We start from the raw sequence: 14,225 nt of genomic DNA, 5'->3' as shown, positions 1-14,225 counted from the left end.
AGCCTTTGAATTTCTTTACCTAAGTCTTCAATAGACTTATGATCATAGGCTGCCGGGTTTTCCGGTTCAGCGAGTGGGTAATACTTTGTTGATTGTTGCGTAGGAATAAATAAAGAGCTAAAAGCTGTATCTATCTCTTTTACAACACTTTTTGGCGTAATATTGTGTTCAAGGTTATAAGCAATTTGTTTAGTGCGTCTTCTCTCGCTCTCGTCTAAGGCTGCCCGCATGGACTTTGTAATATTGTCTGCATACATAATCACTCGCCCGCCTGAGTTTCGAGCCGCCCGCCCAATTGTTTGAATAAGAGAGCCGGTTGACCTTAAAAACCCCTCTTTATCGGCATCTAAAATCGCCACAAGCGAAACTTCGGGAATATCCAAACCTTCTCGCAAAAGGTTAATTCCCACCAAAACATCAAATTCTTTTTGACGTAACGCCTGAATAATCGCCATACGCTCAAGCGTATCAATATCAGAATGTAAATATTTAGTTTTTACCTCATGTTGATTACAAAAATCTGTCAGCTCTTCCGCCATGCGTTTAGTTAAAGTCGTAACCAAAACTCTTTGATTTAAAGTCGCTCTCTTTTTACATTCCGTAAGCAGGTCTTCGATTTGTCCTTTAGTCGAGCGAATTTCAATATCCGGGTCAATAATACCGGTTGGGCGAATAATTTGTTCAATCACCAAACCTTGGGCTTTTTCAGTTTCCCAACGCCCCGGAGTCGCCGAAACATAAACGCTCTGATCTATTCTTTCCAAAAATTCCGTAAAATCTAAAGGGCGGTTGTCTAAAGCCGAAGGTAAACGAAAACCATAACTTACCAAAGTTGATTTTCGAGACATATCACCTTTATACATAGCTCCCACCTGTGGGATTGTAATATGAGATTCGTCAGCAAACAATATAAAGTCTTTCGGAAAATAATCTAACAAACAAGAAGGAGGCGAACCTTGTTCACGCCCGTCCAAGTGTCTTGAATAGTTTTCAATTCCATTACAATATCCAAGCTCTTGGAGCATCTCAAGGTCAAGTTGAGTGCGTTGTTCAAGGCGTTGAGCTTCGACTAATTTGTTATCTGATTGAAGTTCACTTAATCTAACTTGTAATTCCGTACGAATATCACTCATAGCTCTGGTCAAATTATCACGATCAGAAACATAGTGGCTCGCAGGGAAAATAACCGTTTTGGTGGTTTTATTTAAAACTTCGCCTGTTAGCGGGTCAATTTCTCGAATGCTTTCTATTTCGTTACCAAAAAACTCTATGCGTAACGCACGTTCATGATGATAAGCCGGAATAATCTCAAGGGCATCACCACGCACTCGAAAAGTTCCACGGTGGAAATCATAATCATTTCGTTCATATTGTACTTCCACTAAACGAGTAATTAAAGCATCAAGCTCAAGTTTTTGCCCTTCTTCAATCGGAATAACGAGGCGTGCATAATATTCAGGCGAACCTAAACCATAAATACAAGAAACAGAGGCAATAATTATCACATCTCGTCTGGTTAAAAGCGAATGAGTTGCGGCGTGGCGTAGTTTATCAATATTATCATTAATGGAAGAATCTTTTTCTATATAAGTATCAGAAGTCGGAACATAAGCTTCGGGCTGATAATAATCGTAATAACTGACAAAATATTCAACGGCATTTTCAGGAAACAACGACTTGAATTCATTATAAAGCTGGGCTGCCAAAGTTTTATTTGGTGCTAAAATAAGAGCAGGACGCTGTACCCTTTCAATAGTCTTAGCCACGCTAAAAGTTTTTCCCGAACCTGTTACGCCGAGTAATATTTGGTCTTTAATTCCTAAATTGAGATTTTCAACCAAGCTATTGATCGCTGTTGGTTGATCGCCCTTAGGTTCATAAGGACTATGTAAAATAAATTTTTTGTTTTCCATATTTTATGTCTTTTAAAAAAGTATTATTTCTATATCGTTGCAAAATTCCGTTTTGAGTTCTTTACCATCGTTTTATGCTCTATACCCACAAAGCATAAAACATCTTAAAATACAAAAAACTCATTTTACAGAAAAATTAAATTTGATTTTATATTTCCCCAAAAGCCCCAAGTTTACCCCAGGCAAAGCCACATTAGTATCTTTTATTCGTGCTTTTGGAAGCGTTTTCCTCTCAAAATCAGCCTTAAAACGATTCTGTAATAGTCTCTATCAGTTTTCTTTATTGTTTTCGTTTAAGAACTTGACAATCATTATCAGAATAGTTAAATTTAAGCAAATGATGACAGGATTATTAAGTAGCTGTTTATATAATAAAATCTGCCTCAACCAAAAAGGTCAAACCATGGACACTACAGATCCTTTAACAAAAGCTGATAAAACGTGTACTTTATCCGAAATGCCAAACGGTGCAAGAGTTAAAGTTACCGGTTTTTCTTGTGATAAGGCTTTAAGAAGTCGGCTTTGTGCCTTAGGAATTACCCCCGGAACAGAACTCGACCTTAAACATATTTGTAATGCTTTATCAGTAAAAGTCAAAGAGTGTAACTTGGTTATTGACGATAATGTCGCTTCTGAAATTTTATGTACACCTTTATCAGAGTGTTGCTGTAAAAAAAAGAGAGGTTTCGGCTGTTTAAAAAAATTACTTTCTAAAACAGACGAATAAAAATTTTATTAAAGCATATATTTTCACTAAAATATAAAAAAGAGAATGAAATTATGTCTACAGACAATCTTGTTTACCTTGTGGTTGTTTTTGCTATTATTTTTGTCTTAATGCGTTTTTTAAGCGGATTTAAAGGCGGTGGCTGAGGTTGCGGAACATCTTGTAGTTTACAAGACAAAGATAAAAAAGACAAAGCCGTTTGTGATAAAATCAAAGACATGAAAGAACATAGAAAAAAATAATACAAAATAAAACCGAGTTTTTACTATTTCGGTTTGTTTAATATGAAATAAAGAGAGTATTATGACTAAGGAAATAATTGGGTTACGTTCTTTAAAAGTAGGACAAAAAGCTGTTGTGAATAAAGTTAATGCCGAAGGCGACCTCGGTAGGCGTATTAGAGAAATGGGTCTAGTTCCCGGTTCAGAAATAGAGATAGTCGGAAGGGCTCCTTTAAATGACCCTGTTGCCTTACGCTTAAAAGGTTTTACTTTATCACTGCGTAATAACGAAGCAGATTATATTACCGTTAATATTGCTTAAAACGCTATAAAAAACTTTAAAATATTTTTTTTATAATATAACTATTGATTTTATCTTTAAATAACATAAATATTCTTTATCTTAATTAGCGTAACCAAAACATATTAAGATAAAGATTTTTTTATATAAAAAACATAACAGATTTTAACTCAATTAATGGTTTAAATAATGCAAAAAGAAAATATAGTTTTTATCGGCGGAAATGGACGCATGGGACAACTTTTACAAGATCGTCTTCATAATACTGACTTTAATGCCATAAGTCTTGATCGCCCTTTAGGCAAAAAACGCTTGGAACAAGAAATAAAAAACGCAGTAGCAGTCGTTTTATGTACACCCGTCGAAGCAATAAGCGAGATAATGTCGCTTATTACTCCATATTTAGACGATAACAAGCTTTTGATGGATATAAGCTCAATTAAAGTGATGCCTATGCAAACAATGCAACAGCACTATCAAGGACCGATTATAGGAACTCACCCTCTCTTTGGACCAGGGGCAAAAAGAGTTTGCATTTCTTCTAAAAACATTGAAACATCAACTCAATTAAAAGTCGCTTTAACACCTGCCGACAATTGTCCGACAAAGTGGGTTGAGTGGTCTATTAATTTTTTTAGACAAATGTCATTTTCCCCCTTTATTACTACTCCGCAAATACATGATAAAGCCGCCTCTGCGATTCAAGGCTTAAACTTTATAACTTCGGCGGCTTACTTTGCCATGATGGCGAACCACCCTGAATATGTCGACTTTTTAACCCCATCTTTTCAAAGACGCTTAGAATCATCACAAAAATCACTTACTGAAGACGGTGAAATATTTTGTGCTATGTTTAACGATAACCCAAGCAGCCAGGAAACAGTCGAAGAATTTCAAGCCTACCTTGCCAAAGCAACTAAAGATATAAAAAAAATTTTGAAACAGGCTCGTTGGTGGTGGGAAAATTAAGCATATTACAAACCAAAAAATATATTTATTTGCCTTTTTATTGAAAACAAGATAATTATAAAGAATAATATGACAGTTTTATTTTTTATAGTATAATATTAGGTTATTCGTAAATATTTTTTCGCTTACAATCAACCGGGAGACCCGCTAATGTCTCAAACAAATATTTTGTTGCAAACAGGCACAAACGAACTTGAAGTTGTAGAATTCTATATAGATGAAGAAGGCTATAGGGGACACTACGGTGTTAACGTTGCCAAGGTTCTCGAAATAATTAGAATGCAACAAGTTACCGCTATTCCTCAAATGCGACACCCAAGCGTTATGGGTGCTTTCCCCCACCGTGATGGACGAGTTGTTCCCTTAGTTGATCTTGCAATATATCTAGGCAAAAAACGTATAGAAAAAGAACCTTGCAAGATTATTGTTACAGAGTTTAACCAAGTTATTACCGCTTTTATGGTTTCCGGTGTAAACCGCATTCACCGTATCAGTTGGCAAGAAGTAGAAGCCCCCGGTGCATTTTTACAACATACTAGCGGAAGCTCAATAACCGGTGTCTTACGGCTTGAAGGGCGTGTTGTTTTTTTACTTGATATGGAAAGCATAGTCGGCGATCTCGACCCTAAATTGGCGATTCGCTTTGATAATATCGCCCAAGCGACAAAAGACAGCAATAGAACATTTACGGTCTTACATTGCGATGACTCAAACAACGTTCGTAGTCTTGTTAAAAAATTAATGGAAAACAGCGGAAGTTTTAAAGTTATTCAAGTCAATAACGGTCAAGACGCATGGGACAAACTAACCCAGTGGGAACGAGAAATCGCAGAGTCGGGAGAACCGATTACAAATTATGTACAAGCGGTTATTACTGATATTGAAATGCCTAAAATGGACGGGCTGACTTTATGTCGAAAAATTAAAGAAACTCCCTCACTACGAGTTTTGCCGGTCGCCTTATTTTCATCACTAATTACAGACAAGCTTGAACATAAAGGGGAAACTGTCGGAGCGGACGCTCAGTTTGCTAAACCTGACCTTCAAGAACTCAGTGCAAAAATTATCGACTTAATTAATAAAGGCTCAAGCGAAAAAGCCCCTATCCCAATTCAAGAGTAAATTAACCCAACATAATGAAACAAAACCCAAAAAAAATAAAAGATGTTAAAATTTTACAAAAAAACTGTTGACAAAATCAATCAGTTTCAATAAAAGTATCTTCTTACCGACGAAGAGCGTAACAACTCTTTTGATATGCGGAGCAGTAGTTAAGTTGGTTATAACGCCGGCCTGTCACGCCGGAGGGCGAGGGTTCAAGTCCCTTCTGCTTCGCCAGTTTTTTTATAATTTTTATTTGTTAATTAAGCCGTTACATTATTGTAATAGCTCTTATATACGGAGCAGTAGTTAAGTTGGTTATAACGCCGGCCTGTCACGCCGGAGGGCGAGGGTTCAAGTCCCTTCTGCTTCGCCAGTTTTCATAAGACCGAAAAAGGTCAATAAAAAAGGCTAAATATTATATGTTTAGCCTTTTATTTTTGTATAAACAACAATATCTTTTCACAGAACATTACTTAAAACGGCTCTAAACCTAAAAACCATAACAAAGCTCTTTTTACGTTCTTTGTTATCATTTTATGCTCTGTATACACATTACATCAAATATCTTAAAGCACAAAAAAATAAGTTTAAGGAACGTTTAATTTCCCTTAAACTTATTTTTATCATTTTTAGTTAATTCAGAATAAAGTTACTGAAATTATTTACTCGTAAAATACAAATAGCTACTTACTTTAATTCAAAAAACGTCCGTTTATTACGAAAAGAACCATAACCGTTATCATAAGAAAATAAAACAGAACTTGCTTTACCAATAATATTTTCTCTCGGAACAAAACCAAAGACACGAGAATCTTGACCTATATCTCGATTATCAGCCAAAAGAAAATATTGTTTTTCCGGAACGATAACCTCTTCCATTTCGTCTCTTAAAGGCAAAAATTCTTCAGCAGCACTGTGTGAGACATAAGTTTCTAAAAGTGCTTCGCTGTTTCTAAAGACCTTTTTATTATCTATTTTAATTTGGTCTCCGGGAACGCCAATTACTCTTAACAATTTTAATTTGGTAAATTTTCGGTCTGTCTTATCGTTAAACGCAACCAAAACAATATCACCATTACGAATTTCTTGTTTTGTTCCGAATAAATCATAAAAAGAATCAAGCATGCTTGGTTGATTACGATAAACAACTTGATTAACCAAGACATAATCACCATCTAAAACGCTTAATTGCATTTCATTTGAATGAACCTGATAAAGCCTTATAATATAATAATTGAATAATTGGGCCAACACAAAGACAACAACAAAAGCAACTAAGGCTGTTGTAAGACGTTTATTCATTTTTTTATTTTCTTGTTTTAACATGGCTTCTATCACAACATCTTTTATTTGTTCACGATACAAGTACGAAAAATATGTTATTGCTTAGACAAAGTTTGCATTGAGCTACCTATCCGCCCCCAACGCACCGAAGAGGTTTCTTTGTCCCAAGACCAATAAATACGCCAAGCTTTTCCGATTAGCTTTTCTCTCGGAACAAAACCCCAACCTCGAGAATCCCATGATTCATCACGGTTATCACCCATCATAAAAAAAGAATCGGGTGGAACTGTAATAGAAGCAAAATTGCTTTTATCAGCAGTTGAACCATAGGGTACAAGCTCTCTTAAATAAGATTCATCAACCTTTTCTCCGTTACGATAAAGAACGTGATCTCGCATTTCAAGCACATCACCCGGCAACCCGACAACTCTTTTGATATAATCTTCTTTATCTGGGTCATTAGGGTTGGCGAAAACAATAATATCGCCGTGTTGTGGTTCGCCCGTATTTATAATTGTTTTATTGGTAAAAGGAATTTTAATGCCATAAGCAAATTTATTTACGAGTAAAAAATCGCCTATGAGTAAAGTATCTTTCATGGAACCCGAAGGTATTGTATATGCCTGCACAATAAATGCACGAATAAATAATGCAAGAATTACCGCAATCACTAATGCTTCGATATAATCAACTATAATATTTCTACTTTGTTCCATCATTTTAAAAGAGCCTCGGCTTATTTTATTTTATAATGCAATATTATTTAAAAACTGCTCTATCAATAGTTTCATAATTAAACAATACATTTTTCATATTATCACATAAAAAAATCAAAAAGTATACTGAGTTTTATTCATCATCAAGTCTTAAGGCGGCTAAAAACGCTTCTTGAGGTAATTCAACGTTACCCATGCGTTTCATGCGTTTTTTACCTTCTTTTTGTTTTTCAAGAAGTTTACGTTTACGAGTAATATCACCACCATAACATTTGGCAATTACGTTTTTCCCAATCGGTGCATTGCGTTCTCTGGCAATAACTTTATTACCGATAGAAGCTTGAATAATTACTTCAAAAAGTTGACGCGGAATAGTTCTTTTTAACTTTAAAGCAACCGCCCTTCCGTAATAATAAGCTTTTTCTCTGTGAACAATAACCGCCAAGGCGTCAACAGGATCACCGTTAATACGCATATCAAGCCGTACAAGGTCTGAACTATGATATTCGCTAAACTCATAGTCCATAGAGGCATAGCCTTTTGAGCCTGATTTTAAGCGGTCGAAAAAGTCATAAACTATTTCCGCAAAAGGCAATTCATAGCTGATTACGACTCTGGTTGCCGAAAGATAACGCATATCTTTTTGAATACCGCGTTTTTCTTCACATAATTTTAAAATATTGCCCACATATTCATTAGGCACATGAACTTCCATACTCACATAAGGTTCATATAAAGTAACAATACGTCCGGGGTCGGGTAATTTTGATGGGTTATCAATCATCAAAGTTTTACCGTCCGTTGTCTCTACTTTATAAACAACCGAAGGAGCCGTTGCGATTAAGTCTATTTGAAACTCTCGTTCAAGGCGTTCCTGAATAATTTCCATATGCAACAGCCCTAAAAAGCCACACCTAAAACCAAAGCCCAAAGCCTGTGAGGTTTCAGGTTCATAACTAAAGGCAGCATCGTTAAGCTGAAGTTTTTCCAAAGACTGTTTAAGTTGTTCATAATCAACACTATCAGAAGGATAGAGGCCACAAAAAACCATTGGTTTAGCCTCTTTAAAACCCTCAATCGGTGTTAAAGTCGGGTTATTTTCACTCGTAACGGTATCCCCAACTTTAGCATCACTCAAAACCTTAATGTTTGCACAGAAAAATCCTACTTCACCCGCTTCCAGTTGTTCGATATCTAAAATATCCGGAGAAAAAACTCCCAAACGCACAACTTCATAAGAAATACCGGTTGAAAACATTTTTATGCGGTCGCCTTTTCTGATTTTTCCGTCTATCATTCTAAAAAGAACAACAACCCCTTGATATGAATCATACCATGAATCAAAAACCAAGGCTTTTAAAGGGGCGTCGGGATCACCCTCGGGCGGGGGCAAACGATCAACAATATCTTCAATCAACTCTTCTACGCCAATCCCTGTTTTAGCTGAAACGGGAACAGCGTGAGAACAATCAAGCCCGATACCCTCTTCAATTTCCACCTTAACTTTATCTACATCAGCACTCGGCAAATCAACCTTATTTAAAACGGGAATGATTTCATGGTTGTTTTCAAGGGCAAGATAAACGTTTGCCAAGGTTTGAGCCTCAACACCCTGCGTTGCATCAACAACCAACAAAGAACCCTCACAAGCCGCCAAAGAACGAGAAACCTCGTAACCAAAGTCAACGTGTCCGGGAGTATCTATAAGGTTAAGAATATAATCTTTGCCGTTTTTTGCTTTATAAGGTATACGTACGCTTTGAGCTTTAATCGTAATACCACGCTCTCGCTCTATATCCATGCGATCAAGATATTGATCTCGTTGATCTCTGGCGGTTATAAGCCCTGTTTTTTCAAGAATACGGTCGGCCAAAGTTGACTTACCGTGATCGATATGAGCAATAATGCTAAAATTTCTGATATGTTCCCGTTTAGACATAAATAATTAATTCTTATTGAGTTAAATGATTAAAGATTATTTTTTATTACATTAAGGTAATTTTAAATTAATAGTATAATAATAATCTGAAATTATAACTTGAACTCATAAAAAAGTCCAATCTTTAAAACAATAAATAAAGCTAATTATATGAATAAAGTTCTCTCGTTTTTCGCTTGTGAATTGCGACTATTTTTTACTGCTCTTACTTTTTTAACACGTTTTTATATAAAATGTAGCAATAAAATAGAAGAGATTCAAGACTCTGTAAAATATTATCCTTTAGTCGGGCTGTTCATTGGCTTTATAGGAATAAGCCTGATTACGGGATTAACTTTAATAACCCCTTTACCCAATTTATTCTCGGCATTTTTATATGTTTTTTGGCTCTATTATATAACCAAAGCCCTACACTGGGACGGACTTGCCGATTTAACTGACGCTTGCGGAGTAAATAAAAGCAAATTTTATGAGGTATTAAAAGACAGCCATATCGGAGCTTTTGGCGTATTAAGTTTAATATTTGGAATTTTCGCTCAAATCTTGTTGCTTTATACTTATTTGGAAAACACATCTTTTTCTACAAGTTATGATCACTTTTTTAAAACAAGTTTAACGCTTGCTTTTATGCCGTTTTGGGGAAGATTTTGTGCTATACTGCTCGCTTTTATCTCAAAAAGCGGATTTTGCGCAAAACCAAATTCTCAAAGCCTCGGCGAACTTTGTGTTAACGGAGTAAACAAAACCAACTTATACCCGACTCTTCTTTTAGCAGCTTTGTTGTTATTTAACACAGCCTCAAGCACAATGATGTTTGTTTTATGCTTGGGAACAAGTTTGACCTTAATCAAATTGTCAAAAATTTCACGGGACAATAAGGTTTTTAACGGAGATTTTTTGGGAACAAGTATTATTTGCGGTGAAACTGTTTATTTATTTAGTTTGATTTTTAATCAATAAAATTCAAATTTAAGAATAACAAAAGCATAAAGCATTTACATAACATATTATTTTTAATAAGATACCTTATCGTTTATCTTTATCTAAATAATCATTTCAATAATGCCTCTTGACTAAATTATAATATTCACTTATTTAATTTTGAGAATAAATTTCATTATTGATTGTTTATGTAATTATCCTTATCAACAGCTAACAAAAAATAAGAGAAACCATGTCAACACCTAATACTATTACAATCGAAGCTCCGGCTTCAAAGTCAGTTTCACACCGCACAGTTTTGGCGGCTGCTCTTGCCAGCGGCGAATCTATTGTACATAACGTTTTAGAAAGCCGTGATTTGAGCCAAACAATGGCAATTCTTCAGGCTGTCGGTGCAACAATCAGCAAACAAAAACCCGGAACTTATTTGGTTAAAGGTCTTAATGCTTGTCCAAAAGGTAGCAGCACAAAAGAAAACCCCGTGTCTTGTGATGTGCATGAATCAGGTACAACTTGCAGATTATTAACCGCTATTCTCGGCGCAGGTCAAGGTTGGTTCAGGGTCCATGGAGCACCAAGAATGCATGAACGCCCTTTGGCAGAGCTGATTAAAGTTTTGCGCATTCAAGGGGCAGAGGTAATTTGTGAACAAAACGAAGGTTATCCGCCAATTATAATCAACGCCTCAGGTTTTAAAGAACATTATTGCGAAATAAGCTTAGATGAATCAAGCCAATATCTTTCCGGTTTATTATTGGCGGCCCCTTTCGCCCTAAGAAACTCTCGGGAATATAAAAAACACGATTCAGCACAAGAAATTACAATTAACATTATTGGAAATAAGGTTGTGTCTTTTCCTTATGTTGCCCTTACTTTAGAAATTTTGGAATTACATAAAATTCCGTTTAATATAGAGTTAAAAGATGCGAATGGCGATTGGAATTCTGTTAACTGGCGAGAAATTCAAGATTTTAAACCCCACAATTTAAGAATTAAAATAAAAGAAGCCGATTACAAAGCCGGTGAATATATCGTTGAAGGCGATTGGTCAAACGCATCTTACTTTTTTGCCGCCGGCATACTCGGAAATAAACCGTTAGAAATTAAAGGCTTAAAAGCAAACTCTCTTCAGGGCGATAAGGCAATAGTCTCTATTTTAAGACAAATGGGTGCAAAAATAGAAGAAAAAGCTGACGGCGAACTGACAATATTTACGGTTTATCCTTCCAAACTGAAAGGTATAAGCGTTGATATGAGTGCCTGCCCCGATCTGGTGCCAACCGTTGCTGTTGTTGCCGCTTTCGCCGAAGGAACAACCCATATTTATAATGTTGCCCACCTTAAAATCAAAGAATGCGACCGTATAGCCGTTCCGGCTCAAAGTTTAAGACTCGCCGAAGTTAAAGCCGAAGAAAAAGAAGACGGACTAATCATTTACGGCGGAATAACTAAAACAGCTCGAACTATAGCCTTATCGACTCACCAAGATCACAGAATAGCCATGAGTCTTTCCCTTCTCGAATTTGCCAAAATCAAACCCGATTTTGACGACCCGAGTTGTGTAAATAAGTCTTTTCCAAACTTCTGGGATAAATGGAAAATAGTTCAAGACAATTTAATCGAAAAATAAAAAAATCTTCACCTAAAAGATTTACGACAAGAATTCAGAGAACACTATGGAAAAACACTTCACTATTGCCTTAGCGGGAAACCCAAACTCAGGAAAAACAACCTCGTTTAATAGCCTAACCGGTTCACATCAACACGTTGTCAACTATCCCGGCGTTACTGTTGAAAAAAAGATTGGTTACACCAAACTTGATGAAACCAAAGTTGAGCTTATCGACCTTCCGGGAACTTATTCTTTAACCGCCTATAGCCAAGAAGAAATTGTTGCCAGGCGCGTTTTAATCGAAGATAAACCAGATGTCGCCTTGGCGGTTTTAAACTCCGTAGCTTTGGAACGTAATTTATATTTGGTTTTACAAATTATGGAACTTGGCGTGCCTGTTGTTTTGGCTCTCAACATGATTGACGAAGCCAAAGAACAGGGTATGACCATTAACGCCAAAAAACTTTCCGAGCTACTTGGTGTTCCGGTTATAGAAACAATCGCCAAAACAGGAGAAGGCTTAAAAACAGCTCTGGCGGAAAGTATCAAATTTGCCGAAGAAAAAAAAGCAAACAAAATAACCCCATTAGTTATTTCATATGGAACAGACATAGACCTTACTTTAGACAAGTTAAGTGAAAAAATAAACCAATATCCCGAACTAATAAATCAATATCCAACTCGTTGGTTAGCTTTAAAGTTTATTGAAAATGACTTTGATATTAAACAACAGATCGCCAAACAAAACCTTGAATTACATAACTTTTTGGAAACTCAAGTAAATGAACTCACAAAACACCTGCAAACAACTTTAGGAACTTTTCCGGAAGCGGTTATCGCCGACTATCGCTATGGGTTTATCTCTTCATTAATGCGAAACGGAATAGTACAAAGAAAAGAAAATAACGCCGAACGTATCGCACGTTCGGACAAAATCGATCAGGTATTAACCAACAAACTTTTTGGCCCTTTAATCTTACTTGCAATTCTTTATCTGATTTATGAGCTTACTTTTACCCTTGGGGCTTATCCTATGGAGTGGCTTGAAGCTCTTTTTGGCTGGCTCGGTGATTTTGCCACAACACACTTGGCAGACGGTTTGTTTAAATCTTTGGTGGTTGACGGAATTATAGCCGGAGTTGGCGGAGTCTTGGTTTTTGTGCCTTTACTTATGATTACTTTTTTCCTGATTGCCATACTCGAAGACAGCGGATATATGGCACGCATGGCATACATGCTCGACAGAATATTTAGGGTCTTTGGTCTACACGGTAATTCGGTCATGCCTTTTATAGTTGCCGGGGGAATAGCCGGAGGTTGTGCCGTTCCCGGAGTAATGTCATCAAGAACCCTGCGTAGTCCAAGAGAAAAATTAGCAACAGTATTAACCGTTCCTTTTATGAATTGCGGTGCGAAGCTACCTGTATTTCTTTTAATTATCGGAGCATTTTTTAGCCAATATCAAACAATTATCATGTTTGGCATCACTCTCTTGGGTTGGCTTATCGCTTTGATTGTAGCCCGAATTTTACGTTCAACAGTGATCAGCGGACCGTCAACACCCTTTGTAATGGAGTTGCCACCTTACAGATTTCCAACTCTCTTGGGTTTATGCATTCATACAATTGAACGCACTTGGGAATATATCAGAAGAGCGATCACGATATTATTGGCGGTTTCTGTATTACTTTGGGCAGCAATGACCTTTCCTATACTAAGCCAAGAAGAACAAGCTAAAACAGAGACACAAATTACTCTTGTCGAACAAAAATTGGAAGAATTTAAAAACAATACAAATGCGGAGCAAAATAGCAAAAAACAGCTCTTACTTGAGTTAGAAGGTTTAAAAACCAAAGCCTTTCACCATACTTACGCCGGACGTTTAGGAACTTTTTTAGAGCCGATTACTCAATATGCCGGTTTTGACTGGCGAACAAATATCGCTCTTATCGGTGGAACTGCCGCCAAAGAGGTTATTGTCTCAACGCTCGGAACGGCATATGCCATCACCAATACGGGCGATGAAGATTCAGCAACTCAAAGCTTATCGGCTCGCTTGGCTAACGACCCAAGTTGGTCTATTGCAACGGCATTAAGCTTAATTATTTTTGTTTTAATCTATGCACCTTGCATTGTAACGTTGGTTGTAATTCGCCAAGAAACAGGCAGTTGGAAATGGACTTTTTTCAGCCTCATTTTTAATACGGCGTTGGCTTATGTATTGGCGGTTTGTGTTTATCAAGTTAGTTTAAAGTTTTTGAATTAAATCAGTTAAAACAACATTGTAAACTTAGTTTATAAAAAATAAAGTCCCGAAAAAGAATCTTCTCTTCGGGACTTTATACTATGTTTTCAGGCAATTAAAATAATTCATCAATCTTAATTTATTCTTATTATTTATCTTAATATAATAAAAATAAATAAAGCCCCAAAAATTTGATTATTTCGAGGCTTTATTCTTTTATCTTTTAAGACCATTTAAACATCAGTTGCGTTT

The 14,225-nt window shown here is 36.4% G+C and carries 11 protein-coding genes and 2 tRNA genes; 9 read left to right on the top strand and 4 right to left on the bottom strand.

Features of this window, described 5'->3' with window-relative positions:
* Window positions 1-1,913 (bottom strand): excinuclease ABC subunit UvrB (uvrB, locus tag BT999_RS00310; protein ID WP_072696073.1); only part of this gene is annotated, 1,913 nt, incomplete at its 3' end.
* Window positions 1,914-2,316: 403 nt separating this feature from the next.
* Between uvrB and BT999_RS12335 the strand changes: the two genes are divergently transcribed.
* The 6 genes from BT999_RS12335 (at window position 2,317) to BT999_RS00280 (ending at window position 5,608) form a co-directional block, all read left to right on the top strand.
* Complete coding sequence (locus tag BT999_RS12335) at window positions 2,317-2,640, top strand: FeoA family protein (RefSeq protein WP_072695344.1); 324 nt, start codon at window positions 2,317-2,319, stop codon at window positions 2,638-2,640.
* Window positions 2,641-2,943: 303 nt separating this feature from the next.
* On the top strand, window positions 2,944-3,183 hold the full coding sequence (locus BT999_RS00300) for a FeoA family protein (protein WP_072695341.1): 240 nt from the start codon (window positions 2,944-2,946) through the stop codon (window positions 3,181-3,183).
* Window positions 3,184-3,351: 168 nt separating this feature from the next.
* Window positions 3,352-4,131 (top strand): prephenate dehydrogenase/arogenate dehydrogenase family protein, encoded by a 780-nt coding sequence (locus tag BT999_RS00295; protein WP_072695339.1) that lies wholly within the window; start codon window positions 3,352-3,354, stop codon window positions 4,129-4,131.
* A gap of 150 nt (window positions 4,132-4,281) precedes the next feature.
* Window positions 4,282-5,253 carry a chemotaxis protein gene (locus BT999_RS00290; RefSeq protein ID WP_072695337.1) on the top strand — a complete coding sequence of 324 codons (972 nt, stop codon included), beginning with the start codon at window positions 4,282-4,284 and terminating at the stop codon, window positions 5,251-5,253.
* A 139-nt stretch (window positions 5,254-5,392) separates the two neighbouring features.
* Window positions 5,393-5,469: transfer RNA gene (locus BT999_RS00285), tRNA-Asp, on the top strand.
* A gap of 62 nt (window positions 5,470-5,531) precedes the next feature.
* Window positions 5,532-5,608: transfer RNA gene (locus tag BT999_RS00280), tRNA-Asp, on the top strand.
* A gap of 314 nt (window positions 5,609-5,922) precedes the next feature.
* Here BT999_RS00280 and lepB (BT999_RS00275) read toward each other — a convergent pair.
* The 3 genes from lepB (BT999_RS00275) to lepA form a co-directional block, all read right to left on the bottom strand.
* Complete coding sequence (lepB, locus tag BT999_RS00275; RefSeq protein ID WP_178139289.1) at window positions 5,923-6,537, bottom strand: signal peptidase I; 615 nt, start codon at window positions 6,535-6,537, stop codon at window positions 5,923-5,925.
* A 77-nt stretch (window positions 6,538-6,614) separates the two neighbouring features.
* On the bottom strand, window positions 6,615-7,235 hold the full coding sequence (lepB, locus tag BT999_RS00270) for a signal peptidase I (protein ID WP_084650548.1): 621 nt from the start codon (window positions 7,233-7,235) through the stop codon (window positions 6,615-6,617).
* Window positions 7,236-7,368: 133 nt separating this feature from the next.
* On the bottom strand, window positions 7,369-9,174 hold the full coding sequence (gene lepA, locus BT999_RS00265; protein ID WP_072695331.1) for a translation elongation factor 4: 1,806 nt from the start codon (window positions 9,172-9,174) through the stop codon (window positions 7,369-7,371).
* A gap of 150 nt (window positions 9,175-9,324) precedes the next feature.
* On the opposite strand from lepA, the gene BT999_RS00260 reads away from it, so the two are divergent.
* The 3 genes from BT999_RS00260 (at window position 9,325) to feoB (ending at window position 13,994) form a co-directional block, all read left to right on the top strand.
* Window positions 9,325-10,134, top strand: coding sequence for an adenosylcobinamide-GDP ribazoletransferase (locus tag BT999_RS00260; RefSeq protein WP_072695329.1), 810 nt, complete (start codon window positions 9,325-9,327; stop codon window positions 10,132-10,134).
* A gap of 214 nt (window positions 10,135-10,348) precedes the next feature.
* Window positions 10,349-11,746: a 3-phosphoshikimate 1-carboxyvinyltransferase gene (aroA, locus tag BT999_RS00255; RefSeq protein ID WP_072695327.1), complete on the top strand. Its 1,398-nt coding sequence runs from the start codon at window positions 10,349-10,351 to the stop codon at window positions 11,744-11,746.
* Window positions 11,747-11,792: 46 nt separating this feature from the next.
* Entirely contained in the window at window positions 11,793-13,994 is a 2,202-nt protein-coding gene (gene feoB, locus BT999_RS00250; protein ID WP_072695325.1) for a ferrous iron transport protein B, read from the top strand.
* The last annotated feature ends 231 nt before the right edge of the window (window positions 13,995-14,225 follow it).

This window comes from Desulfovibrio litoralis DSM 11393 (assembly GCF_900143255.1).
Classification (GTDB): Bacteria; Desulfobacterota; Desulfovibrionia; order Desulfovibrionales; family Desulfovibrionaceae; genus Frigididesulfovibrio_A; species Frigididesulfovibrio_A litoralis.
The sequence above is the reverse complement of the archived record's forward strand: the minus strand, read 5'-3'. Positions and strand labels throughout refer to the sequence as shown.